Genomic DNA, 22,748 nt, shown 5'->3' with positions numbered 1-22,748 from the left:
TTTTTTAAAATAACTTATGGGGATGGGATTTGATGAGAGATTTCACCCATTCGCAATAAGTTTAAGATTTTCCTAATGCGTTGGCGATGAGCTCAAGTGGGTGCAGAAACGTTGCTTGCACGCCTGCATTATCCATCGCATTATTGATTTGCATCCGACAAGCACTGCATTCAGCACTCACGATATTTGCCCCACTTTCTTTGATCATCTGCGCTTTAGGCATACCTGCTTTAAAGACAAGATCATAGCGATCACTCTGCATACTCACCCCGCCAAAACCACAACACCGGCTTGAATCACTCATTTCGACCAAAGAATAGTTTTTACCCAAAAGATCGCGAGGTTCTTTATAAATCCCAAGCACCTTTCTGGCGTGGCAAGGATCGTGATACGTGATATTCCCGGCAAGCTTTGGCGACTGGCTCAAAAACTCACTCAGTGCGGTTTGGCTCTCAAGCCATAGGCTTGCCATTTTCATTTTTGGGATCAATTTTTCGAGCCTATCTTGCCATTTTTGAGCGTCTTTATCGTGTTCTAAGGCGTGTTTCCAATCCTCAATCAACATCGCTGCACAGGTCGCTTCAGGGATTAAAATCGCATCGACTTCATCGATGAAGCGCTCCATTTGGGCGATGTTTTTTTTGATGAGAAACAGCACGCTTTGAATATCCCCGCTAAAATACGCCGGTGCGCCACAACATTCTTGCTTGGGAATCAATGCTGTGATACCGAGCCTATCAAGCACAAAAAGCAGGCTTTCCCCGACATTGGTGTAATTATAATTACTCAAACAACCGATAAAAATCGCTACTTTATTGTGTTTGAGTTTGGGATTTTTTAGCGGTTTTTGTGGTGGTATCTCGCCACTATGGCGTTGCAGAAAGCTTTTAGAAGAAAATGGAAATATGGTTCTTTTACCCATTTTTGGCAATGGAAAACGCAGGCGATTTTTGGTCTTGGTTGTATCAGATTTGAACGCACAGGGGGCAATAAAATACACAAAAGAAAAAACAAAATCCATCAAAGCCCGATGTTTTAGCAGATAGAAAAACACCCGTTTATACCACGCAATGCCGTATTTTTGAGCAATTGCAACACGAATATTTTCAATCATCACATCAACAGGCAAGCTGCTTGGGCAAGTCTGCACGCAAGTGGTGCATAAAAAACACGATTCAAAGATGGTTTTGGCGTTTTTATCCAGTGGCAAATCCCCCCGCTCATACGCCCCAAGCAAATCCAAAAACCCTCTTGGAGACGTGCTTTCATCTCGATTGACTTGATAAATCGTGCAACTAGGGATGCATTTGCCACATTTTACGCAAGCTTGCGAGATGGTTTTGAAATCAAGAGAACTCATTTCATACCGTTTTGCTAAATCTTCTTTTTTCTGGAGGGATTTTATTTAAATACGCATCAAAAACCATCGCAATATTGCGAATCAACATCCCGCCTGTCGGGCTTGTAGCGATACCACTTTGCGTGAGACTCACCAAATCGGTGCCCTCATATTCTTTCAAAGCTTCCAATTCCGCCTTAAAATATTCTTTGAAATTAATATGGAATTTATCTTCAATGCTCTTAAAATCCAAGCGTAGATTATTCATCAATCCCATAATGACTTCTTTTCTGATAATGTCATCATTGCTGAGGCGAATCCCCCGCTCAACCGGCAAAATCCCGCTATCAATAGCATTTTCATAATGTTGCATATCTTTGTAATTTTGGGTGTAATAATCCTTGCCCTCCCCAATGCTAGTGAGTCCAATGCCGATAGTTTGGGAAAATCCTCGCGTGGTGTAGCCCTGAAAATTACGGCGTAATTCACCCTTGAGGCTTGCGAGATAAAGTTCATCTGTTTGCTTGGCAAAATGATCCATCCCAATCATCTCATAACCCTTGTCTGCCAAAAACGCAATCGTATGCTCCAAGATAGCAAGCTTATTGTCAGGCGTGGGGAGCGTGGTTTCATCGATTTTTCGCATTGTTTTTTTCATCCACGGCACGTGGGCATAATTAAACACCGCCAAGCGATCAGGTGAAAGCGTAATCACCTTTTTAAGCGTCTCTTCAAAGGTCTCTTTGGTCTGAAAAGGCAAGCCATAAATCAAATCAAAATTGATCGAATTAATACCAAACTCACGGGCAAGATTCACAGAATTTGCGACAAAATCAATGCCTTGAATGCGATGGACAGCCTCTTGGACTTTGGGTTCAAAATCCTGCACGCCAAAACTCAAGCGATTAAAACCGCCACGTTTAAGGACTTCCATTTGCGCGCGGTTAAAATGTCTGGGGTCGATCTCACAGCTCACTTCTGCATTGGGGGCAAAGTTGGGGAATGCCTCTCTAACAAGCCTGATGACCTCTGCAAGCTGGTCGCTATCAAAAAACGTCGGTGTCCCGCCACCAAAATGGAATTGCACGACCTCACGATGGGTATTCATCGATTTTTTAAGGAGTTCAAGCTCTTTTTTAAGATAGCCAATATAACGATCTTTTTTGTCTTCTTTGCTTGTATAGATCACATTGCACCCACAAAAATAGCACGCACTCCTACAAAATGGCAAATGCACATAAAGTGAGAGCGGGAGCTTGTGCTGGGAATACGCATCGATATTGTCATTACGCACAAAAGAGGCTTGGAGCGCCTCGTTATCAAAATTGGTATTAAACTCTACAGCCGTGGGGTAGCTGGTATATCGGGGACCGGATTTGGAATATTTGACAAATTTTTTAAAGTCGATCATTTTTTCATTACCACACATTATTAATTGAAAGATTTTTGTTTGCGGAAGTAGTCATCAATATCAAAAAACAAATTAGGATAGTCCTTTTTGAGCTGTTCTACAAAAGAATACGTATCAATGCGGGGCAAACTCCCATCGCTTTTGCGAAATGATTCGAGCTTTTTGGTAGCCACTGCCATCACATCTTCAAAATCAATGGGCGTATGTGTGGCAATATCACGCTCAAGCTCGACACGCAATTTGTCCTCGTGAGCTTTGCGGATAGTCTGGACGATGTTTTTAAGCAATGCTTCAGGAATCATCACATATTCTTGATGTTCCTCATCCCTAACAAACCACGCTTCTTGGGGATTAAACGAGCCATTTTGCAACTCTAAAAGAATCTTGGTATCATCGATTTTTTTCGCCTGGACTTGATTGTTGCCTGATTCGAGACTATGATACATCGCCTCGGGTTTTTGGGTAGCCAAGTATTTCACGCCCTGTTTTTGTGTAGCCATACCATTATCCCCTTTTGTGCGTGGAGTCGATTTTGTGCCTCGTGAAAGACCCGGCTTTGTTTGCCCTCCAAAACCCCCTCGCTGACTTCTTGCCCCCGATATGCAGGGAAACAATGCAAGAAAATCGCTTGTTTGGCTGCCTTTGCCATCAAGTCTTCATCCACGCAATAATCTTTAAAAATCTTTTGTCGGATTTCTTTTTCATCTTCTTGCCCCATCGAAGCCCACGTATCGGTTGTTACGACATTAGCGCCACTCACAGCTTCTTGTGGCGATGGACATACGATAATATTGCCCCCACTTTTTTTTGCAAACTCAAACGCAAGCGAAAGGATCTTTTCATCGGGCATATACCCATCTGGGCAGGCAAGGCGAAGCTCAAAGCCCATTTTGGAAGCCAACATCAGCCAAGAATTTGCCATATTATTCCCATCGCCGATATAAGCGACTTTGGGAACGCCGATATGCGGGGTGTTATAAGCCCTATCAGGGAGATAAATCCCGCATTCTATCATCGTGAGATAGTCTGCTAATAATTGGGCGGGATGGAACAAATCACTCAAGCCATTGATAACAGGCACGGGCGAGTAATGCGCAAATTCTTCTAATCTCTCTTGGGCATAGGTGCGCAACATCACCATATCCACCATCGAACCAATCGCACGGGCAGTATCTTTGATAGGCTCACCACGCCCTAGCTGGATATCCTTGCTCGAAAGAAACATCCCCATCCCACCAAGCTGATAAATCCCTGCTTCAAAGCTCACACGTGTGCGTGTGGAATTTTTTTCAAATATCATCGCTAGGATTTTATTTTGCATTGAAGTATTGAGGCGATTTTGCAGAAATTCCTGCTTGATCGTGATGGCTAAATCCAAAATATCAAGAATTTCTTCCTTACTGCAATCCCTCAATGTTAAAAAATGTTTCATAAACAGCCTTCCTAATAGGGTAGTCCAGATTGTCAATTGTAAATCACCATCGCATATCATCACGATATTTTAGGTAATCATAAATGCTTAATATACTTGAATTAAGATAACAAAACCCTTAGGGGGCTATCTACAAGCCCCCCTAAAAATGGTCGTGCCAAAAATCCCAAAAAACACTTGATTTATGCGTTACCCGTATATCTTTTTAATATTTTCCATTTTTGCACCCAGATTGAGCAAAACCATATCTGCCAGAACCAATGCGAGCATACTCTCACACACCACACTCCCACGCACAGCGATACAAGGATCGTGGCGACCTCTGAGCGCACAAATCGCATTTTCTCCATTCATATCAAGCGTTTTTTGTTCCAAAAAAATACTTGGCGTGGGTTTGAAATAAACTTTCACCACGATTTCATTGCCACTACTGATACCGCCCAAAATACCCCCAGAATGGTTGCTTAAAAAGCCATTTTTATCCATCGGATCATTGTTTTGACTCCCAAACATCCTTGAAGCAGCACAACCCGCACCGATCTCAACGGCTTTCACGCCATTAAGCCCCATCATCGCCCCACCAATCGCCCCATCTAGCTTGTGATACATCGGCTCACCCAGCCCAGCAATCATCTTCCCATCTTTCCCCCTAGCCCGAATGATCGCCACGCCCCCAACGCTATCGTGAGCGTTTCTGGCTTTTTTGATGAGGGCTTTTTGCTTTTCTTCCACACCGCTATCTAAGGCAAATATTTCACTTGTGCGTGCGTTGGTGAAATCCAAATCTTTTGCCTCAATCTCACCGATGGCATAAATCCCGCTTTCACAGATGACGCCGATCTCACTCAGGAGCATTTTGGCAATCGCACCACCTGCTACCCGTGCCACACTTTCCCTCGCAGAGCTTCGCCCCCCACCTCGATAATCCCTAATGCCGTATTTTTGATGATAACTCCAATCAGCGTGTCCGGGGCGAAAAATGGATTTAATGCTTTCATAATCCTTGCTTTTCATATCGCTATTTTGCACCAATAGCCCGATGGGCGCACCCGTGCTAGTCCCCTCAAAAACACCGCTGATGATTTCGACTTCATCAGATTCTTTGCGTGCGGTCGCATAGATATTTCTCCCGCCTTGACGGCGTGAGAGTTCTTCTGCGATAAATTGCGTATCAATTTTTAGCCCCGCTGGCACCCCATCAACCACGCAACCAATGCCACTGCCGTGGGATTCCCCAAATGTGGTTAATGCAAATCTCTCTCCAAATGTATTCATTCCTTTAGTCCTTTTTGAGCTTTAATTTTTCATAGGCGATTTTTGCACAACTTTGCTGGGCATCTTTTTTGCTCGCACCGCTCGCCCTAGCATATTCTTTGCCTTTAATCAATAATGCCATTTCAAATTCTTTATGGTGATCAGGCCCGCTCTCACTGACTAAGACGTATTTGGGAATCTGAGAAAATTTCGCTTGCGTGAGTTCTTGGAGTGCGGTTTTAAAATCAACAAACAAGCTTTCAATATCGATATGTGGGTAGGCTTTTTCCAAAAGAATATGCACGATTTCACACACCTTTTCCAGCCCGCTTTCAAGATAAATCGCCCCCATCAAGGCCTCAAAGGCATTGGAGAGGATCGAGGGTTTATCCCTGCCGTGATTGCTCTCCTCACTCGAAGAAATATGCAGATACGCACCCAAATCAATGATTTTTGCCAGATACATAAAACCCTTTTCATTTACGAGTGCCGCACGCATTTTTGAGAGATTGCCCTCCGCACTCTCTGGGAATTTGTGAAACAAAAATTCGCCTACGACCAGATCCAAAACCGCATCGCCCAAAAATTCCAATCGCTCATTATTGGGGAGTTGCTTGCAACTTTTGTGCGTGAGCGCTTCTAATAAAAGTGCTTTATCTGCAAACACATAGCCGATGGTTGCCTCAAGCGCACGGGGATGATTTGGCTTATCCATTTGATTCCTTTTTATATTGCAATGCTTCTTCTTTGGCGATTTTGTCGCATCTTTCATTTTGTATATGCCCGCTATGCCCCTTGATCCAATGGGTTTGTATCTGATGGGGGGCAGAAAGGGCGAGATATTCTTGCCACAAATCAGGATTTTTCACTTTGGCAAAATCCTTTTTCACCCAGCCAGCCAGCCAAACACCAATCCCATCACACACATATTTTGAATCGCTATAAATAGCGATTTCACAAGGAACTTTCAGGCATTTAAGCGATTCATTGACTGCTTTTAGCTCCATCCGATTATTCGTTGTCATCTTTTCGCCACCCCGAATGATTCGCTCATTTTCCCCATACTGCAAAATACCGCAATACCCCCCCGGTCCGGGATTACCAAGTGAAGAACCATCGCAAAAAAGCTTGATTTGCTTTCTTTCCATCGGTGTTTTTATGGCTGTTTTCATAGCTTTTTTGTCCTGCGAAGTTTTAAGACCAAATCCATCATCCCAAGCTCTGAACACGTCGGGCAACGATACGCATCAAATGGAAAAATGCTTTTGCAACTATGGCAGCGGTATTCAAAATCAATGTCAGCTTGAAAATGCGTGGTGCCACTAGAAAGCACACGCAAAATCTCAAGCTCAAAAATATGGCATTCTTTTTGATCGCTGATATAGTCTTTGGCACGATAAATATCCAAAACACTTTGGGAATCCTTGAGGCTATCAAAGGGAATTTGTTCTTTTGGAAAATCCCAAAGCAAGTCGATAAAATTACGCACATCACGCCGTGGGGTCATCTGCGTAGCGATTTGCTCCCAAAACAAGGCTGGGGCGTAGGTTTTAAGGTATTGCAACACCATTTTCTGAAGCGAAGGGGCTTTTTTTGACAGGGCTAAAATCTGGCTTTGTTTTTGCTCCAAAGAGAGAAAATTTTCATTGATAAGCATCATCAGATACAAATAATTTTTGTTGTCTGCTATCTCGCTATTTGCGTTATTTTTGGTATCTGTGCCAAATTCGAGTTCATCTAAGCAATCCAAAACTTCCAATGCCTTTTTGTATTCGCCCATACTTTCATAAGTCCGCATTAGATAAGAAAGCGTGCTGGAATTTCTAGGGTAGCTCTTGAGGATTTCGATAAAAATAGTCTTGGCTCGCTGCAAAAATCCTGCATTAAAATACGTGATACCCAATGCTTCCAAAATAGGGATTTTATCCTTTGCCTCCAGGGTTTTTTCGAGCATACTCAAATAGATTTTGATCGCTTGTTCGCTATCCCCACTTTTTGCGTAAGTTTGGGCTAGAAACATCAGCGTAGGGATGGGATTGTTTGCCAAAGCCAAAAATTCCATCACCCCATCGCTAAGCCCGCCATATTCATAAGATTTCGCAAGATTTTTCAAAGATTGCGAGCGCTTTTTGGAGCGATAGCGGTTGCGACTATAATCAGCCAATGCCACAATCGCAATGATAGCGATCAAAATCGTGATACCAAACAGGGGATCTCGGTAGATAAAAGCAATGTCTCTCAAATTTATTCTCTTATGATGTTGATTTTTGCTTTTGCCCTTATTTTTTCAAAATACTCATCAAGGATTCTATCTTGGGAACCCTCCACCAACTTTTGTGCGATAAAATTCTTTGCTTGCTCAAAAGGAATCTCAACTTGCCCGATTTTGTCTTTGATAAAAAACGATACATAGCTTCCCTCTCCCGCATTCAAAATCGGTGTGAAAGCATTTTTGTCCGTTTGGATAAACACTTGGGCAACTTGGGGATTGAGCGCTTCTAAAGAGATCTTTTCTTCCCCCCGATCTACCCCTGAAATCTTCATCATTGGGTTTTCGAGTGCTTTTTTGAGTGCTTCAGGATCTTTGGAAACATAACGGATAGTTTCGACCTCTTTAGGCACACTAAATTCGGCTTTATGCTTGTCATAATAATCGCGCATTTGGGTTTCCCCAGCCGTATTGACATTGGAAAGCAAGACGCTTCTTAGCAACTCTTGAGTTTGGATCTGTTCTTTGAGCTCATCTTTGTATTTTCCATAGCTTATGCCTTGGCTGATGAGGGCATTGACAAAACTATCACGATCCATCCCGTTATGTTTGGCGATATTTTCTATTTCTTGCTCGACTCTCGCATCATCAATATGGATTTTGAGACGCTTGATTTCTTGCGTTTTTATCCTTTGGGCGATCAGCATATCGATCGCCTTTTTTTTGGAAATTTTCATTTTTTTTTGGGTTTCTTCTATCTGATAAAGCGTGATAGGATCGCCATTTACCGTGATAGCAATCCCCCCAACGATATTACTTTGATGGTCCTGATTGGTTTTTTGGGGCGAATTAGCAAACAACACACCCAAAGCACCTAGTATCAAAAAACCGAAAAAAAACTTTCCCAAAAGCGCTCCTTATGAAATGTTTTATTTTAACATTAAAAAACTTAGAATACAGAAATTTCAGATACAATTTGAAACCTCAAAAAACATATCAAATTCATCCATTGGACAAATAATATGAAACTTGATGCTTCCAATAAAGCTATTTTGGCACTCGCACTGAGTGCATTTTGTATGGGTGTGACAGAATTTATCGTTGCGGGGATTTTGCCCGATATTGCCAAATATTTTCATACCACCCAGCCCATCGCCGGGTGGCTAGTAACTCTCTATGCCATCGGTGTAGTCATCGGCGCACCACTTTTGACAATTCCTTTAAGCCATTTGCACCGCAAGCAACAGCTCCTGATTAATCTAGGCATTTTTGCCCTGGCGAATCTCATCATCGCTTGGAGTGATAATTTTTATCTCACGCTTTTTGCAAGGCTTGTGGCGGGCTTTATGCACGGGGTGTTTTTTGTCATTGCTACGATCACCGCACTCAAAGTCGCTAAAGAAGGCAAGCAAAATCAAGCCCTTAGCGTGATGGTTTCCGGATTGACCGTTGCGCTTGTAACGGGTGTGCCACTCGGGACATTTGTCGGGCAAATATTTGGATTTCAAGCGGTGTTTTTTCTGATTTTTGTGCTTACAAGCATTGCGTTTGTGAGTGTTTTTGTGATTATGCCAAATAACCTACCAGGCTCGCCTACAAAAATCAAATACCTTTTCTTAGCACTCAAAGTCCCCCCACTACTCAAAGCCTACGCTATCACCATATGCACCTGCGGGGCGGCATTTGTGCTTTATACCTACATCGCAGATATGCTTTTAAACATCAGCGGTTTTAGCAAAAATATGATCGGGATTATCTTGCTTTTGTATGGCATTTGTGCGATTATTGGCAATCTCATCGGGGGGAAACTCACTGATTCAAAAGGCTCGATTATGGCATTGCGTATTATTTTGTTTGGGCAGGTGGTCGTGTATGCGTTGGTGAGCTTGAGTGCGTATTGGCAACTTGGTGTGATTATCAATTTGTGCTTGATGGGATTTTTTGCGTTTGCTGGGATTGCCCCGCTCAAAACCTTTGCGATGATGAGTGCGCAAAAATACACGCCTGATTTTATGGATAGCTCCATCAGTATCAATGAAGGGTCTTTCAATGTCGGCATTGCGCTCGCATCGTTTATTGGCGGGGTGGTGTTTGCCCATCTAGGCATTGTTTTTAATCCAATCTTTGCAGCGCTGTTTGCCTTGCCCGGTCTTATCATCGTGCTAAAAAGCCCCCGAGCCATCTAATGAAATATCTAAAAGGAGAACGATGTTAGCGATATGGATGAGCGCCGTTGTTGTTTTGTTGCTTTTATGCGTGGGTTTGGGATTTTTGCTCGCACTTTCTCGGATGAAAATTACTAGCCAAGAAATCTATTGGCAAAAAGCATTTGCAAACGAACAAGAAAAATTCCAAAGCCAACTCCAAAGCCAAGAAGCCCAAAACCAAGCACAAAAAACGTATTTTTCCCAACGCCTTGATGATGAGCGTGCTAAGATTGAAGCCCTCAAAGAAGAACTCCAAAACACCGAAAAAATCAAAAAAGAACTCAAGCTTGAATTTGAAAATCTCAGCCAAAAAATCCTTGAGAACAAAACCCAAGATTTTCACAATTCCCAAACAAAAACCCTCGCACCATTGCAAAAAGAAATCAAAGATTTTAAAGACGCATTTGAGAATCTCAAAAACGAACAAACAAAGGAGCGTGCGAGTCTCATCACAGAAATCAAGCTCTTAAAAGATCTCAATGAAACCATCTCCAAAGAAGCCTCCAATCTCACCAAAGCCCTCAAAGGCGAAAGCAAAACACGTGGGAACTGGGGCGAGATGATTTTAGAATCAATGTTGGAAAAAAATGGCTTTATCGAGGGGCAAAACTACCGCAAACAAGTCGATATGCTCGATGAGGCCTCTGGCAAACATTTCCAGCCTGATATTATTATCGATCTCCCTGATGATAGGGTGATCATTATAGATTCCAAACTCAACCTCAACGCTTATGATGCCCTCCTTGCCACAGATTCCAAAGAAGAAGCCGATAAGCAGATCAAAAATCTTTTGGCAAACATTACTACCCATTTTAATGAACTCGGAAAGAAAAAATACCATCTACTCACCAAAGGCAAAAGCCCCGATTTTACGATTATGTTTATCCCGATTGAAGGGGCATTTATCGAAGCGATGCGTGCAGATACGGAATTATTCAACAAAGCCTACAATCTACGGGTCGTCATCACCTCGCCTAGCACGCTGATGTCAATATTAATGACGATAGCTAATCTCTGGAAAAACGAGCAGATTGATAAGGATTATCGCAATATCATTTCTAAAATCCAAGCACTCCAAGACAAGCTAAACACGTTTTGTTCGCATATGGACAGCTTGGGCAAGGGTATCGAGACGATTCAAGCCCGTTATAATGATACCAATGCTGCCTTGCGGGGCGGGCGGGGCAATATTATGGCTAGAGTAAAAACACTTACAACCTCCCAAGCAATGCCTGATATGTCTGAATCACCCAATTCATTGCCCAATTCTCTATAGGTTTTTACTCGGTTTGGATTTTTAATCCAAACCTGAAGACCACTGCGGGCAGTAAAACCGCCCTACGTTCCTAAAGCATAGGGTTATTCCCAGCTATCGCTGGTCATCAACTTGGGGCGGGTGGGTAAAATTTCTAAGGTTTAGAAATCCTATCCGCTTTCAAACCCAAGCCCGCTACGCCTTTTCACCCTGTATTGCACGGGGGGCGGGTCAGGGGGTTTTACCCGCCCGCCCGATGAGTTTGAGGGGGATATTTCTACCCGCCCACCCATTAAGGGCGGACTTCGCAAGGAGGAGAGCCGTTAAAAAAAGATAACTGCTTATCTTTTTTAGGCTCGCACGCCGATGCGTATATGCCCGTAAGGGCATAGCGGACGGCTAGCCCCTTGTCCCCTCTCAAAAAGAAAACAAAACTAGGGATTTTTTAATTTGCCTTTAAATCTTTTTTATTTCCCAAACAAAGCCTGTGCGTTAGAAATAAGTTTCTAAGGTTTTTATTATCCTTGCTCAATTCACTGCCTGAATCTGAAGACCGCTCTCACGGGCAAGCAATGGATTATTTTCAAAAAAGATAAGTATAACTCAGCTTGATTTCACTCCCGCGTGAAATATCAAAATTTTGCCTCAAAAGTTGCTGTTTCCACGGATCAGGATCGCCAAAATCATACCAATTTTGGGCGTTGAGACTATAATAAGGTATCTTTATGCCAACATTGATACGATTATGACTACCCAAATAAAGCGAACCCCCAAGATTGGCAAAAACCCCACTCCCTGAAGCAAAAAATTTCTCATTTTTATTAATCGTGTTATTTTGCCAAGAATTACTCCTTAGCATTGCATATTCAACGCCCCCGCCAGCATACACACCGATCTTAAAAAAAGGCATTTTGCTCCAGAAAAATTTCCTTATCAAAATATCGATGGGGAGATTGAGGAAAAAATCAAGATTGACCCCGTAAGTCATCCAAATGCCATTTGCAAACAAATCATCTTGGGGGTTTGGGACAGATTGCATCGGGACTTTGCCGATCGTTGGCGTGTTAAATTTATCAAAACCGGTAATGGTCTCAAACTCTTTATCCCGTGCAGCTTCTTCGCTCACACTACCTGCCCTAAGACTCCCTAACGAGGCATTGGCATACTCGATATTCCCATAAATACGCAACCCAGAAATATAATATGCATCAAAAAATACCTCATCGCCCAGCGATAGATTAAAAGAATTGCTTTTTTTGCCCGCGTAACTCCCGCTTGTCTTGTTCCCTATGCACGTCCCACCCTCACAAGAATGATTGTCTTTTGTAGTCTGTTGCCAAAAATCGGTTTGAAATGGCGCTCCCAAACCCACCCCAAAACTGGCAAATAAATTATTTTTGGCTGCAAATAAGGGAAAAATCAGAACGCATAAAATAAGTAATCTCATCGCAACCTCTTCACGTGCATTATATGCTTTTTTTGTTGAGTTCTACTAGCAACGGCAAGTCGTTCTCAATCGCACGCTCATCAAAAAATTCCATAATACTTTCTCGCATTTGTTTTGGTGAGGTCATTGTATTGACTTTTGTGCGAAACTCGCTTGCCCCAGAATGCCCCTTGGCATAGGCGTGGAGATTCTTGCGGAACATCACCACGCCCCGATCGCCATAAAAATCAACCATCCCATCAAAATGCTCCAAAACCAGCTCCTTTTTTATCACAGCCGGGAGTTCTTGGGTATTGTTTTTGATTTGCCAGAATATCCACGGGCTAGTAAGTGCCGCCCGCCCGATCATCACGCCATTAGCACCCGTAATTTCTAAAACCTCCCTAGCTTTTTGCACCGAATCGATTTCTCCATTGGCAATCACAGGGATTTTCAAGATTTTTTTCATCTCCTTGATACTGCCATAATCAATGCGTTCTTTTTTGTATCCATCGCTACGGGTGCGCCCGTGAATCACGACAAAATCCACTGGGGTATCGTTGATGGCGTGGGCGATTTCTTGGGGGATTTTCTTGTCAAATCCAAGCCGGACTTTCACGCTCGTATAGGGTTTATTGGTATTTTCTTTGATGATTTTTAGTATTTTTACCAACTGGTTCAAATCCTTTAAAAGCCCGCTTCCATTGCCGTGATTAGCGACTTTTGGTGCGGGGCAACCGCAATTAAAATCAATAATATCAATGCCTGTGTTGTCATTGAGTAATTCGACAGCTTTTTTGACAATCTCTTCTTTAGAGCCAGCAATCTGGACAGAATAAGGCGTCTCCGCACAAGATTTTTCTACCATCTTTTGTGTTTTGGTATTCGCATAAACGAGGGCGTGGGAGCTAATCATCTCACTCACGGTAATATCGACGCCAAATTTCTTCACCACGCTTCTAAAGGGCAGATCGGTATAGCCTGCCAACGGGGCCAACATCAATAGATTGTTAAAATTTATCTGCATTTTTTGCCTTTTTGCCATCAAATAATTATAGCGTATTCACACGTTAGAACAATAATCACCCATAATAAATTCTTATCATTATTTATATAAATAAATTTTTTTTACAAATGCTATTAAATCTGTTTTTGAATTTGCCACCTCGCCGTTGATAACCCCATCAAGCAATAATTCAAGCACCTTGCCTATTTCTTTGCCCTGCGTGATACCTAATGCGTGAATGTCATCTCCATTGACTTTTAGATCTTGCAATCTAAATGCTTGTTTTTCTTCCAAGATTTTTTGGAAATCTTTAGCCACCTTGCAGAGTTCCTGAATTTCCTTGTTTGCCCCGAGTGCTTGGGCGTGAGCGATTTTGAAATCCAAAAGCTTACCAAAATTATCTTCCCCCATCGCACGCAGATATTTTTTGATTAAAATACCCGTGAAAGATTCTTGCCTAAAAGCGTGGCGATAAAGCAAATCTATCGTTGTTTTGAATTTTTTGTCATAAGGAAGTGTGGCAAAAATCTGCTCTAATATGTCTTTGCAAAAAGCCTGCAGGCTTTTGGAGTGGGCTTTTGATGGGTAGGGCGGGGGTGGCAATAACGCCAAAAAACGTGTCGCAAAGTCTTGCGGGCAATGCTGGAGGATTTCTAAGGAAAGAGGCGTTGGAGAAAAACTCAAATTTTCAAAGATGATGGGGGTATATTGCACACAAATTTCTCGGGCAAACTCCCCGCAAATAATACCCCGAAATTCCTCTTTAATGCGTTCTTTAGAAACAAAATCCAAAAGCTTTTGGCAAGCAAACATCGCTGAATTTGTCCGGCTAGCGATCTCAAAACCAAAGCGTGAAGCAAACCGCAATGCACGCAAAATCCTCAAAGCGTCTTCTTCAAAACGTTTTTTTGCCTCACCGACTGCGACAATGCGTTTTGCCTCCAAATCCTTTTGCCCCCCATAAGGGTCAATCAGACCAAAACTCGGGTGATATGCCATCGCATTGATAGTAAAATCACGCCTGCTGAGATCTTGCCTCAGATGGGGCGTGAAAAAAACCTGCTTGGGCTTGCGGTGATTGTGGTATTCCCCATCGATTCGATAGGTGGTAACCTCGTAGGCACGATGATTTATTATCACCGAGATAGTGCCATATGCCACACCCGTAGGCACGATGTGAAAATTTGCAGATTGCAAGACTTCCATCGCTTCAAGCGGTTTGGCAGATGTCGCAATATCCCAATCTTTTGGGGCAATATTGGCAAATTTTGGCACGCTTTGCTGCAACAAGCTATCACGCACGCACCCCCCAACCACAAATGCCTCAAAGCCGTTGTTTTCTAGGATTTGAATGATTTTAACAACACTTGAGGGCAGATCAATCACAACCATTGGCTTGCCTATTTGGGTGTCCAAGTCAGAGTGTAAGCCCATCGAAATATTGTCATCCTTTAAAAAATTTTTGTATTATATCGAAATATCAAACCCCTAAAAGAAGGAAGAAAATGGCAGAAAAATGCGTTGTGAGCTTTAGTGGCGGGCAAGACAGCACGACCGTGGCAGCGTGGGCGAAAAAAAATTTTGATGCCGTTAGCCTCATCGGATTTGATTACAACCAAAAACACAAAATCGAACTCACCCAAGCCAAAACTATCGCCCAAAAACTCGGCTTGGATTTGCATATCATCCCTATCGAATTTTTCTCTCAAATCGTCGAATCGGCATTATTGCAAAATAGCCAAAAAGACATCAACGCCCCCCATTGTGCTAATCCTGACCTGCCTGCTTCATTTGTGCCTAATCGCAACGCCCTTTTTATCACTATTGCCCATAGTTTCGCCCAAAAAATTGGCGCTCGCCATCTCGCCCTTGGGGTTTCAGAGCAAGATTATAGCGGGTATCCGGATTGTCGGGCGGGCTTTATTGCTTCGATTGAAGCTTCTTTGAATCTCGGGTCTAGTGCCAACATAAAGATCCACACCCCCCTAATGCGGACCAACAAAGCACAAGAATTTGCCCTCGCTAGGGATTTGGGCGTGCTTGAAATCGTGCTTGAAGACACGCATACTTGTTATGAGGGTGTGCGGGAGATAAGGCATCCTTGGGGCTATGGGTGTGGGGAATGCAATGCGTGCGTGTTGAGGAAAAAGGGCTATGAGAAGTATATTGATTCGCTGGGGTGAAATAGTGCAGATTATGCCGTAAAACTAAGTATCAAATCCATTAAAAAGCTATCAGGCAAATCCGAGCAATAAAAATCCAGAAAAGTTAATTTTGCTATTTAAAAAAGAAGATAATATTGACTTGTGCCCTAAGATTGTCTCATACTAATCTATCCAGCATTCGCTTCTCAAAGCCTCCTATTGGAAGCAATTCGAATATTCTAGCAAGTGAAACATTTATCAAAATATTGGAATTTTCTTTAATAGATATCCTAAGCGGGACTAAATTAGTTATCAAAATCTTTGGTGGCATTTTCTATAGAGTCTGTTTTTTCTGTTCCTATCCATTTTAGATTTGGTATTACCATTCCGTTTTGTAATATTAAAATTAAGTAAATATATATAGCTACAATTTATTATATAATTGATATTAATTATTAATTTAATAATTAAAATTTAGATAAAAGGATTGATCGTGGAGAAAAAAGCAAAAACTATTTGTTTGTTTAATCATAAAGGTGGTGTGAGCAAAACAACCACAGCATTTAATCTTGGCTGGAGTTTAGCAGAGAAAAACTATAAAGTATTGATGGTTGATTTGGACTCTCAATGCAATTTAACAGGTCTTGTAATAGGTGAAAAGACACTAAATGAGGAGTTTATGAGAAATCTGTATGGAGATGATTGTACTTCAGAGACCAGTAGCTATCTGACTTTAAAATCCATAGTGAAAAAAATCATTGATGGACAAACCCCGCAAACCGTTATAGATACCGAAAAAGGGCAAATTTACAAAACAGAAAATAAAAATTTATTTTTACTGCCAGGACATTTGAATGTGTCGGATTTGGATTCTCAAATTAGTGTTTCTCTTAAAATTGCCCAAGGTGTGCCTGCCACAAGGAATATCCCTGGAAATTTGCCAATGGTTTTGCAACTCATCGCAGAAAACAATGGAATTGACTATATAGTTCTTGACTTAAGCCCCAATGTAGGCGGGCTTAATCAAGTTGCCTTGATGTCAAGTGATTATTTCATTGTGCCTACCTCTCCTGATTATTTTTGTTTGCAGGCAGTCCATTCACTGAGCAAAAAAATAAGAGAATGGCAAAGAGAAATTGACCTTTTCAAAAAAAATGCTGATGAGGCAAGCAGTTCTAAAGCATTAAAAAATCAGCCAATATTTTTGGGTGCTATCCAGCAAAGATATAGGCCAAGGGATGGGAAACCTGCCAAATCCTTTCAAAATTGGATTGATAAGATAAGAGATGCTATCAAAGACGAATTTGTGCCTGTGCTCAAGGAAATGAGCTGTATCATCGATAAAGAAAAGTTTAAAAAAATCGTCTCGCAAGATAAAGACAATGGTCCAGAAATTTATGATTTGACTCATATTCCAGATTTCAATTCCTTGATAGCAAAGAGCCAAGAGCGTTCTAAACCCATATTTGAATTAAACGAAGAAGACTTAAAGAAAGACGGGCTTGTTGGTGTAGCAGCAGAGACTATGCTTGATAATGTAAATAAATTTAAAGAAATTTTTAAGAATTTGGGCGCAAGCGTGGAAGCGCTGACAAATGATACTGAAATGAGAGGAAATGAGGGATTGATTTTTAAGCAATACTAGTAATAAAAAACCTTTAAGACTACATCAAAAACAGCAGAGATTCCGCTGTGAGATTTTTTGTGGTCTTATGCTTGTCTTTTCTACATTGCTATAAGACTATGACACTCTCCAATACAGCAATCTTCTATTGGCATAAATCATCCAAACAAAGCTTAAAACTCAAAAATCGTCTTGACCTTTTTGAGTGCTTCAAAGCTAAAGGCTCGCTCACCCTCGCTGGTTTCAAACACCACGCCTTTTTCATCAGCATATTTGAGAATCCCTTCAAATTCTTCTTTCTCAAATGTCTTTACCGACACTTCTTCACCGATAGAATGCAAAAAATGCCTCGGGGTTTTAAGCACACGCTCCACACCCGGAGAACTCACCTCCAGAGTGTATTTTGAACTGATGGGATCATAGACATCAAGCAATGGCGAAATCAGCTCGCTAATCTCTTGACAAATATCCAATGTCGTGCCGGTATTTTTCGCCACAATACTAACACGCAAAATATGGCTGTTGTTTTCTTTCAACAAATCAATACTATAAAGCTCGCAGTCTTTTGATTTTATCACTTGCTCCAATTTATCCTCAAGCTCTTTATGCACCATCGGCACTCCCTCCATTGGTTTTTTCGGATTTTTTGGCAATTTTGGCAATTTGGGCAAAAATCTCATCAAGCGTTTTGGACTTTTGTAAGCTATCATCAAAGCAAAAATTTAATTTTGGGCATTTATACCACCCGCTCGCACTCAAAACATACTCCCGCAAAATCCCCTCTGCCTTTTTGAGACCGCTTAAAATCTGCTTGCGCTCATCGTTAGCATTGCCACCATCTTGAATAGGGAAATCTGGATGGATAAAAACCTCCGCATAATATTTGCCTTTTGAACAACGCACACCCGTAATCCCCAACGCATTAAGCTTTATATCTCCCAGCGAAGAAATCGCTTCTTGGAGAAGCTCTTTTAAGACCGATTCTGTGCGTTGCAAACGAATGCTTTTATCCATTATTTTTCTCTTGCGATTCTCTTTAGATTAAATCACTTGGCTTTTTTGGATTTCTTTATACGTCTCAAATACATCCCCAACTTGAATGTCATTATAATTTTCGAGCATAATCCCACATTCATAGCCCTTAGCGACCTCTTTGGCATCGTCTTTGAAGCGTTTGAGCGAAGCGATCGCACCGGTGTGGATCACGACCCCATTGCGAATCAAACGCACATTGATACCCCGAGCGATGATACCATCTGTAACCATACAACCCGCAATCGTCCCGACCTTTGAAATCACAAATGTATCACGAACTTCTGCTTGCCCGGTGTTTTCCTCCTCGATAAGAGGCGACATCATCCCAGAAATCAGGGCTTTGACATCATCAATGAGCCCATAAATGATCGAATAGGTTTTGATCTCAACCCCAAGCTCCTTCGCCCTGGTTTTTACCACGCCCGTAGGTCTGACATTGAAACCTAAAATCAACGAATTGCTACTCGCTGCTGCTAATGCGATATCACTTTCAGTAATCCCGCCGACACCGCTATTGATGATATTGATACTCACCTCATCATTATTGAGTTTTTCTAAACTCGCACAGATCGCCTCTAGGCTACCTTGCGTATCGGCTTTGATGACGATAGGAATCGACTTGAGTTGGCCCTTGGCAACCATTTGAGAAAGCTCATCAAAAGAAACTTTTGTGGTTTTGCTCAGCTCTTTTTGGCGCAAATAAGTCGCTCGCTTTTGGGCGTATTCTTTTGCGATGGCATCATTTTCCACACCAATGAGAATGCTCCCCGCACTCGGGACTTCTGATAGCCCAGTAATCACAGCAACACCTGATGGGGGCAATGCACTCACATTCCTGCCTTGATCATCAATGAGTGCGCGCACCCGCCCAAAAGCCGTATCTGCAACGATCGAATCCCCAACTTTTAATGTGCCATTTTGGACAATCAAAGTCGCTACGGGACCCCGCCCCTTTTCCACACTACCCTCCAAGATAACAGCCCTTGGGCTTGCGTCTGGATCAGCTTTTAGCTCCATTACTTCGGCTTGAATCAAAATCGTTTCAAGCAAATGCTCGATTCCCTCGCCACTTTTTGCTGAAATCGGGATAAATTCATACTCCCCGCCCCAATCAATCGGATTGAACCCAAGCTCGGCACATTCAGCTTTTAGCTTATCAGGATTGGCGTTTTCTTTATCCATTTTATTCATTGCGATAATTATCTGCACACCGGCTGATTTGGCGTGATTAAATGCTTCGATGGTTTGTTGCTTGACCCCATCATCAGCAGCGATCACAATGATAGCAATATCAGTAACCTGCGCCCCACGACTTCGCATTTGACTAAACGCTTCGTGTCCGGGAGTATCGATAAAAGAAATCATCTTGCCGTTTTTCTCAACCATATAAGCCCCAATATGCTGGGTGATACCCCCTGCCTCACCGCCTGCGATGCGGGTATCGCGTATTTTATCGAGCAAAGAAGTCTTGCCGTGATCAACGTGCCCCATAATCGTTACCACAGGGGGACGTTCCTTTAGCGTGCCGGAACTTTGTTGTTGCTCGACATATTCAAGCTCTTCAGATGTATTTTGAATGCTAACTTCTATCTTGAACTCATCAGCCAAAATCTCAATGGCATCCCGATCCAAAAAGTCATTTTTGGTTACCATCATCCCCAGATTAAACAACACTTTCACCACTTCTGCGAGATTCCTGCCGGCAATGTCGGCAAACTCATATACACGGATTTCTTCTGGGATACTAATAACGCTTTGGGCGATTTTAAGAGAAGACTCCTGACGCATTGGTCTTCTTCTTTTTGTGCTTCTTTTGATACTGCCCTCGCTCATCCAAGGATTTTTCTTATGCACCTTGATTCTATCGGTGATGGCTTGTTTGACTTGGTTTTCTTCCTCTTCATCACGGATATCTTGCTGGTGGAGATCAAAAAGCATAATCTCATTTTGCTCATCATCATATTCATCGACTTCCTTAAGCACCCTATCGCTAAGGAGATCCATTTTATGTTCTTTATTTTTATGCGGGGTATGGGCTTTGGGTTTAGGGAGTTTTTTGGACTTTTTTGCCCCTTTTTCTTGGATATTTCTGAGTTCATCAAGCATTTCTTGTGCGGAGGGAGCATATTGGTATTTTTTGGATTCGCTCGGTGCGGGGGTTTTTTCATCATTCCCTTTTTTGATGATACGGATACCCGTTCTTCTGGCAATACCTGTGTGTATGGGGGTTTTTTCCTCTATAATCGGTTGTGGTTCTTCTGGGGGTGTGGGGACTTCAAGAGGTATCTGTTCTGTCTTGGAGACTTTCTTGGGCTTGGCTTCTTTTTTGGCAGGCTTTGCTTCTTCATTTCGTGTTTCTTGATTTTGCGCTATTTGATCTTGGGATTTCTGGTGTGGGGATTCTTGGGTTTGTTGTTTTTTGGTGTCTTTGGTGGGCTTAGCAGCAGGCTTGGTTTTAGAATCACTTTTGGGGAGATTATTGACTCCAGTGGTGATATATTCATACAGATAAGCAGCCTCTTCATCGCTCAAGCCACTCGAAACGGTTTTGACATTCAGCCCCATTTCTTTGGCTTTTTCCAGCACCTCTTTTGAGCTTTTGCCTGCTTCGGTTGCAATCTCTGTCAATCTAACTTTTGCCATTGAATTCTAATCTCCTCTATCTGCTCTTTGATAATATTTTTGTCTTTGGGGGCATTTTTGAGTTTGGTTAAACTTCCGATTATCTTGTTGTTATCAATACATTCCTCGCATAAATAAAAGCTTCTCCCACTGCCATCAAATAGCCCAATCCTTGCGTTATTTATCTTGAGCCTAAAAAGCTTGCTTTGTATAAAACGTTTCCGGCAACAAACGCACATCCTGACAGCATTTTGAGATGAAAATCTCCTAAAACCTCTCGATTGATTCATCATTATACCAAAATTAATTTATTCTTGCTCAAGCACAATGCCTTGATTATCAAAATTTAAAACAAAAACCCTGAAGTTTGGAAATTTTTTATTAAAAATTTCTGCAAGCCTTTCGGCATCATCTGCATAACACATATTAAAAAACGAAGACCCGCTCCCTGAAAGTGTGCTCATCAAAGCCCCATTCTCCAAAGCAATTTTTTGAATCGCAAACAAAACAGGAAAATGCTTCATCCGCCGTTCCTGATGAAACCTGTCTTTAGAAGCCATTTTCAAAAGCTCCCATTTCCCTTGCGCAAATGCCATACTCATCAATGAAGCACGTGAGAGATTAAAAACACTCTCGGCAGTCGAATATCTCTTGGGGAGCGCTTGCCTAGAGTATTTCGTAGAAATAGAACGATTAGGCACGACCATCACGGCTTTGAGCGTTTCGGGGATCTCTTGCTTGAGTTGATAGACTTTTTTGTGATCGACAATAGCCACGTTAAACCCCCCATAAACAGCGGGGGTAATATTGTCAGGATGGGGTTCATAAAGGAGTGCGGCATTGAGAATCTCCTCTCTATCCAAGCCCTTGCCAGCGAATTGATACGCCGCACCAATCGCCCCGACAATCACAGCCGAACTGCTCCCCATCCCTCTGGAAATGGGGATTTTATTTTTAAAAAAAAACCTAAAATCACTCTGGGGTATCCCAAAATCTAATAAAATCTTTTTGAATATCTTTACAAACATATTATCAATACGAAATTTTGGGAATCGCTCGCCTTCGCCGACAAGCTGGATACTCGTGAGGCTTGAGGGCGTAATATCAAAAACATTTCTAAAATCAAGGCTTAATCCCAAAGAATCAAATCCGGGTCCTAGATTTGCACTGGTTGCAGGAACACTTATAATCATTTATTTCCTAAGTCTTTTTCGGCATTATATCTTAAATAGGGGGCAAAATATAAAGGGGGGCATTTTGGGAATCAAATGCTGATAAATCGATGGTTTGCGGGAGAAAAAAATCATCATTTTCTTGGCGTGCATTTTTTTGACTTGTATGTTTTTGACTGGCATTACTCGCAGGATTGTCATCGTTTTTTGAAATATCGATTTCTTCAAGCTGGATTTCCCCTGATGGCTGGCGGACAAAAAATTTATTCCCAAATGCCTTGATCGGAGCATTTTGGTTAAAATAAAAACTATCACTTGCATACAGCTTGACCCCCAAGCTCAATGCCAAAGTCTGCAAAAAAATATGCGTGAGCTTGAGTGAGGTAAAGCTCCCCGGCCCTCTAGCATAAAAAATCGATTCAAGCTCCCAGCCACGCTCTTTGAGATAAGAAAAAACAGCAGAAAAAATTTCTAAAAGCCCATCGCTAGTTTTTTGCATAGAAACAAATGTTTTTATAAGGCACAAATCCTCATAAATCCCACATTTGGCTGGCGAATGGATAGCAATCAAAACCAAATCGACCTTTTTAGCCATCAGATTTCCATTAATTT

The 22,748-nt window shown here is 42.0% G+C and carries 22 protein-coding genes; 4 read left to right on the top strand and 18 right to left on the bottom strand.

The features are described 5' to 3' along the window. Positions 1-61 precede the first annotated feature (61 nt). From BJI48_RS05675 to BJI48_RS05635, 9 genes are all read right to left on the bottom strand, one after another. Positions 62-1,360 carry a (Fe-S)-binding protein gene (locus tag BJI48_RS05675; protein ID WP_095332840.1) on the bottom strand — a complete coding sequence of 433 codons (1,299 nt, stop codon included), beginning with the start codon at positions 1,358-1,360 and terminating at the stop codon, positions 62-64. A gap of 1 nt (position 1,361) precedes the next feature. Beyond that, positions 1,362-2,768, bottom strand: a complete 1,407-nt coding sequence (hemN, locus tag BJI48_RS05670) for an oxygen-independent coproporphyrinogen III oxidase (protein WP_257874411.1) — start codon at positions 2,766-2,768, stop codon at positions 1,362-1,364. 2 nt (positions 2,769-2,770) lie between these two features. After that, complete coding sequence (locus tag BJI48_RS05665) at positions 2,771-3,250, bottom strand: DUF2603 domain-containing protein (protein ID WP_095332833.1); 480 nt, start codon at positions 3,248-3,250, stop codon at positions 2,771-2,773. Continuing rightward, positions 3,226-4,182 carry an ornithine carbamoyltransferase gene (argF, locus tag BJI48_RS05660; RefSeq protein ID WP_095332831.1) on the bottom strand — a complete coding sequence of 319 codons (957 nt, stop codon included), beginning with the start codon at positions 4,180-4,182 and terminating at the stop codon, positions 3,226-3,228. The genes BJI48_RS05665 and argF overlap by 25 nt, the downstream gene beginning before the upstream one ends. A 189-nt stretch (positions 4,183-4,371) precedes the next feature. Beyond that, positions 4,372-5,457 (bottom strand): chorismate synthase, encoded by a 1,086-nt coding sequence (gene aroC, locus BJI48_RS05655; RefSeq protein ID WP_095332828.1) that lies wholly within the window; start codon positions 5,455-5,457, stop codon positions 4,372-4,374. Positions 5,458-5,461: 4 nt separating this feature from the next. Then, complete coding sequence (rnc, locus tag BJI48_RS05650) at positions 5,462-6,151, bottom strand: ribonuclease III (protein WP_095332826.1); 690 nt, start codon at positions 6,149-6,151, stop codon at positions 5,462-5,464. Continuing rightward, a complete protein-coding gene (rnhA, locus tag BJI48_RS05645; protein WP_257874410.1) occupies positions 6,144-6,608 on the bottom strand; it encodes a ribonuclease HI in 465 nt (154 codons plus the stop codon). The genes rnc and rnhA overlap by 8 nt, the downstream gene beginning before the upstream one ends. Further along, positions 6,605-7,678: a tetratricopeptide repeat protein gene (locus tag BJI48_RS05640; RefSeq protein WP_095332823.1), complete on the bottom strand. Its 1,074-nt coding sequence runs from the start codon at positions 7,676-7,678 to the stop codon at positions 6,605-6,607. Before BJI48_RS05640 ends, rnhA begins: the two co-directional genes overlap by 4 nt. Positions 7,679-7,680: 2 nt before the next feature. After that, entirely contained in the window at positions 7,681-8,553 is an 873-nt protein-coding gene (locus BJI48_RS05635) for a peptidylprolyl isomerase (RefSeq protein WP_095332821.1), read from the bottom strand. A gap of 114 nt (positions 8,554-8,667) precedes the next feature. Between BJI48_RS05635 and BJI48_RS05630 the strand changes: the two genes are divergently transcribed. Further along, positions 8,668-9,831 (top strand): MFS transporter, encoded by a 1,164-nt coding sequence (locus BJI48_RS05630; RefSeq protein ID WP_095332817.1) that lies wholly within the window; start codon positions 8,668-8,670, stop codon positions 9,829-9,831. Positions 9,832-9,853: 22 nt separating this feature from the next. Beyond that, positions 9,854-11,128 (top strand): DNA recombination protein RmuC, encoded by a 1,275-nt coding sequence (gene rmuC / locus BJI48_RS05625; RefSeq protein ID WP_095332814.1) that lies wholly within the window; start codon positions 9,854-9,856, stop codon positions 11,126-11,128. A gap of 562 nt (positions 11,129-11,690) precedes the next feature. Here rmuC and BJI48_RS05620 read toward each other — a convergent pair. The 3 genes from BJI48_RS05620 to BJI48_RS05610 form a co-directional block, all read right to left on the bottom strand. After that, positions 11,691-12,554: an outer membrane beta-barrel protein gene (locus BJI48_RS05620; RefSeq protein ID WP_095332810.1), complete on the bottom strand. Its 864-nt coding sequence runs from the start codon at positions 12,552-12,554 to the stop codon at positions 11,691-11,693. 19 nt (positions 12,555-12,573) lie between these two features. After that, a complete protein-coding gene (locus BJI48_RS05615; RefSeq protein ID WP_180763060.1) occupies positions 12,574-13,560 on the bottom strand; it encodes a tRNA-dihydrouridine synthase in 987 nt (328 codons plus the stop codon). Between the two features lie 78 nt (positions 13,561-13,638). Then, on the bottom strand, positions 13,639-14,931 hold the full coding sequence (locus BJI48_RS05610) for a hypothetical protein (protein WP_180763059.1): 1,293 nt from the start codon (positions 14,929-14,931) through the stop codon (positions 13,639-13,641). A gap of 113 nt (positions 14,932-15,044) precedes the next feature. On the opposite strand from BJI48_RS05610, the gene queC reads away from it, so the two are divergent. Both queC and BJI48_RS05600 read left to right on the top strand, forming a co-directional pair. Then, positions 15,045-15,722, top strand: a complete 678-nt coding sequence (gene queC, locus BJI48_RS05605) for a 7-cyano-7-deazaguanine synthase QueC (RefSeq protein WP_095332802.1) — start codon at positions 15,045-15,047, stop codon at positions 15,720-15,722. A gap of 454 nt (positions 15,723-16,176) precedes the next feature. Beyond that, positions 16,177-17,328, top strand: coding sequence for an AAA family ATPase (locus BJI48_RS05600; RefSeq protein ID WP_095332800.1), 1,152 nt, complete (start codon positions 16,177-16,179; stop codon positions 17,326-17,328). Between the two features lie 152 nt (positions 17,329-17,480). Here the strand turns inward: BJI48_RS05600 and rimP are convergent, their stop codons facing one another. Genes rimP through BJI48_RS05570 form a run of 6 tightly spaced genes read right to left on the bottom strand, consistent with a single transcriptional unit; the run spans position 17,481 to position 22,731 of the window. Beyond that, a complete protein-coding gene (gene rimP / locus BJI48_RS05595) occupies positions 17,481-17,918 on the bottom strand; it encodes a ribosome maturation factor RimP (RefSeq protein ID WP_095332898.1) in 438 nt (145 codons plus the stop codon). Beyond that, a complete protein-coding gene (gene rbfA / locus BJI48_RS05590) occupies positions 17,911-18,321 on the bottom strand; it encodes a 30S ribosome-binding factor RbfA (protein ID WP_095332798.1) in 411 nt (136 codons plus the stop codon). Before rbfA ends, rimP begins: the two co-directional genes overlap by 8 nt. A 27-nt stretch (positions 18,322-18,348) precedes the next feature. Further along, complete coding sequence (infB, locus tag BJI48_RS05585) at positions 18,349-20,985, bottom strand: translation initiation factor IF-2 (RefSeq protein WP_095332796.1); 2,637 nt, start codon at positions 20,983-20,985, stop codon at positions 18,349-18,351. Next, positions 20,967-21,254, bottom strand: a complete 288-nt coding sequence (locus BJI48_RS05580) for a DUF448 domain-containing protein (RefSeq protein WP_095332795.1) — start codon at positions 21,252-21,254, stop codon at positions 20,967-20,969. Before BJI48_RS05580 ends, infB begins: the two co-directional genes overlap by 19 nt. 18 nt (positions 21,255-21,272) lie before the next feature. Then, on the bottom strand, positions 21,273-22,157 hold the full coding sequence (gene thrB, locus BJI48_RS05575; RefSeq protein WP_095332792.1) for a homoserine kinase: 885 nt from the start codon (positions 22,155-22,157) through the stop codon (positions 21,273-21,275). Positions 22,158-22,188: 31 nt separating this feature from the next. Further along, positions 22,189-22,731, bottom strand: a complete 543-nt coding sequence (locus BJI48_RS05570) for a hypothetical protein (RefSeq protein ID WP_095332788.1) — start codon at positions 22,729-22,731, stop codon at positions 22,189-22,191. Positions 22,732-22,748: the final 17 nt, after the last annotated feature.

It is taken from the genome of Helicobacter sp. 11S02596-1, assembly GCF_002272825.1.
GTDB lineage: Bacteria > Campylobacterota > Campylobacteria > Campylobacterales > Helicobacteraceae > Helicobacter_J.
This window is presented reverse-complemented; position numbering and strand designations above follow the sequence as displayed.

Excerpts from the sequence above, each read along its gene's own strand:
- BJI48_RS05675 (WP_095332840.1), bottom strand. The coding sequence starts at position 1,360 with ATGAGTTCTCTTGATTTCAAAACCATCTCGCAAGCTTGCGTAAAATGT.
- hemN (WP_257874411.1), bottom strand. The coding sequence starts at position 2,768 with ATGTGTGGTAATGAAAAAATGATCGACTTTAAAAAATTTGTCAAATAT.
- BJI48_RS05665 (WP_095332833.1), bottom strand. The coding sequence starts at position 3,250 with ATGGCTACACAAAAACAGGGCGTGAAATACTTGGCTACCCAAAAACCC.
- argF (WP_095332831.1), bottom strand. The coding sequence starts at position 4,182 with ATGAAACATTTTTTAACATTGAGGGATTGCAGTAAGGAAGAAATTCTT.
- aroC (WP_095332828.1), bottom strand. The coding sequence starts at position 5,457 with ATGAATACATTTGGAGAGAGATTTGCATTAACCACATTTGGGGAATCC.
- rnc (WP_095332826.1), bottom strand. The coding sequence starts at position 6,151 with ATGGATAAGCCAAATCATCCCCGTGCGCTTGAGGCAACCATCGGCTAT.
- rnhA (WP_257874410.1), bottom strand. The coding sequence starts at position 6,608 with ATGAAAACAGCCATAAAAACACCGATGGAAAGAAAGCAAATCAAGCTT.
- BJI48_RS05630 (WP_095332817.1), top strand. The coding sequence starts at position 8,668 with ATGAAACTTGATGCTTCCAATAAAGCTATTTTGGCACTCGCACTGAGT.
- rmuC (WP_095332814.1), top strand. The coding sequence starts at position 9,854 with ATGTTAGCGATATGGATGAGCGCCGTTGTTGTTTTGTTGCTTTTATGC.
- BJI48_RS05620 (WP_095332810.1), bottom strand. The coding sequence starts at position 12,554 with ATGAGATTACTTATTTTATGCGTTCTGATTTTTCCCTTATTTGCAGCC.
- BJI48_RS05615 (WP_180763060.1), bottom strand. The coding sequence starts at position 13,560 with ATGCAGATAAATTTTAACAATCTATTGATGTTGGCCCCGTTGGCAGGC.
- BJI48_RS05610 (WP_180763059.1), bottom strand. The coding sequence starts at position 14,931 with ATGGTTGTGATTGATCTGCCCTCAAGTGTTGTTAAAATCATTCAAATC.
- queC (WP_095332802.1), top strand. The coding sequence starts at position 15,045 with ATGGCAGAAAAATGCGTTGTGAGCTTTAGTGGCGGGCAAGACAGCACG.
- rbfA (WP_095332798.1), bottom strand. The coding sequence starts at position 18,321 with ATGGATAAAAGCATTCGTTTGCAACGCACAGAATCGGTCTTAAAAGAG.
- infB (WP_095332796.1), bottom strand. The coding sequence starts at position 20,985 with ATGGCAAAAGTTAGATTGACAGAGATTGCAACCGAAGCAGGCAAAAGC.
- BJI48_RS05580 (WP_095332795.1), bottom strand. The coding sequence starts at position 21,254 with ATGAATCAATCGAGAGGTTTTAGGAGATTTTCATCTCAAAATGCTGTC.
- thrB (WP_095332792.1), bottom strand. The coding sequence starts at position 22,157 with ATGATTATAAGTGTTCCTGCAACCAGTGCAAATCTAGGACCCGGATTT.
- BJI48_RS05570 (WP_095332788.1), bottom strand. The coding sequence starts at position 22,731 with ATGGCTAAAAAGGTCGATTTGGTTTTGATTGCTATCCATTCGCCAGCC.